The 1,671-nt window shown below is 43.0% G+C and carries 1 protein-coding gene; it reads right to left on the minus strand.

All coding sequences use genetic code 11. From position 1 onward, the window contains the following. Positions 1-256: 256 nt before the first annotated feature. A complete protein-coding gene (locus tag COD11_RS25590) occupies positions 257-1,534 on the minus strand; it encodes an IS110 family RNA-guided transposase (protein WP_098799709.1) in 1,278 nt (425 codons plus the stop codon). Positions 1,535-1,671: the final 137 nt, after the last annotated feature.

Here is a 1,671-nt window from a genome sequence, read left to right on the forward strand (position 1 = left end):
CGCTACGCGGTCACTACTGGATAATGATGGTAAGTAGTGCTCTGGAATTATGCGATGCACAATGGATCTCTGCGTAGCTTATGATGACGTACCCTCCCATGTCTCTGGGCATCTATGTGCCTACATTCCTTCGTTCGGTCTAGTCATAAGGCAGAGGCTAGCGAAGCTCCTTTAGGGACTCGAGGTCGGATGGGAAAAATAGTGCCAGCTTCTCCGTGTCATCCTGTTGTCTAGGTCTATTAGGGGATGTAGAACTTTACATAGCCTCTGCGAGACTAGGAATATCCTTCATCATTCGCTGTGCGTCAAAAGCTTTGTGCTTTGTACTTATTCCATGTAAGACTTTTATTAGTTTTCCGCATAGAACCACAATAGATTGCTTCTTCCGTAACGGGTTAACCTTACGGTTAGTGTAATATTCATGCAGCTTTCGAAAGGCTTCATTATGGCGAACCATTGGCATCATCACTCGGAAAAGGAGGGCACGAAGCTTTCTTCTTCCCCGTTTGGAGATATGTTTTTGCCCTTTGTGCTGGCCGGAAGAGTTTTCACGTAAAGTTAATCCCGCAAGTTTAATGATTTGGCGTGGATCTTCATAGTGTGAAAAGCTACCGATTTCGGCCAACAAATCAACGATTGTGGTATCGCCGAGTCCTTGAACCGTTGAGAGCCATTCGTACTCTACAGACGTTTGTACAAGCGTAACTAATTGCTGTGTAATGCTTTCAATTTCTTGTTCCAACTGGTTGTAACGGCGAACGAGCGTGGCAATTTCAATACGGGCCATCTCACGTCCTTCTGTTACTCCGATGGAGTTAGAACTGACTTCAATAAGTTGTATTGCTTTTGGTCGTTGGGGAGATTTTAGCCCCTCAACCTGTCGGTAAAGCGATAAGACTTCATCTGGCTGCTTTTGAAATAGATCACTTGGAAATGGAGTACATTCAAGTACTGCCAGAGCCATTTTCCCGAATGACGGAAACACCTGAGTGAATTCTGGAAAATATCGATCTAACCAGCGAATCATCATATTTTTGACAGCACCAAATTCCTCTGTCAACTTACCTCTAAATGTTGACCCAACACGAAGTTCCGCCTCAATGTCTTTCAAAATACGTGGATAACTAAAGCGTCCATCTTTTATGAGACGAGCGATCACCAGTGCATCCTTGCGGTCATGTTTGGTTGGTAAATTGTCGTCCAACTCTTTTGAACGCTTGACGTGCAAAGGATTAGCCATTGCGAGGGGAATGCCTCGTTCATCAAGGAAATAGGCTAAATTAAGCCAGTAATGGCCAGTAGGTTCAATCCCTACGATGACTTCTGTTTTTTCGTGTTCTTTCATCGCAGTTAGAATACGATGATAAAAATGCTGGAAACCATCATTAGACTGTAATACAGAAAATGATTTTTGGAGCACTCTCCCACGATCATCTACAAAGCAGGCGAAATGTTTTCGCTTCGCAATGTCGATTCCGACAACGAGTGTTTTTTCAGTGACTTGATTTATTTTATGGTTTTGTTTAAAATCCATTATGGAGTCCTCCTTGGTTAACAAATTAGGGGTCAATTTCTGCAGATTTTGACACCCCGTATCATACCAAGAGGGCTCTTTTTTGTTCAAGTCGCCGAAAATCCTTCTAACAGGAATGCTCCTTTTAACTGTTTTTT

Source organism: Bacillus sp. AFS040349, from assembly GCF_002577655.1.
In the GTDB taxonomy this organism is placed as follows: domain Bacteria; phylum Bacillota; class Bacilli; order Bacillales; family Bacillaceae; genus Metabacillus.

Bases quoted from the DNA above. Each gene is read 5' to 3' on its own strand.
- COD11_RS25590 (WP_098799709.1), bottom strand. From the start codon at position 1,534: ATGGATTTTAAACAAAACCATAAAATAAATCAAGTCACTGAAAAAACA.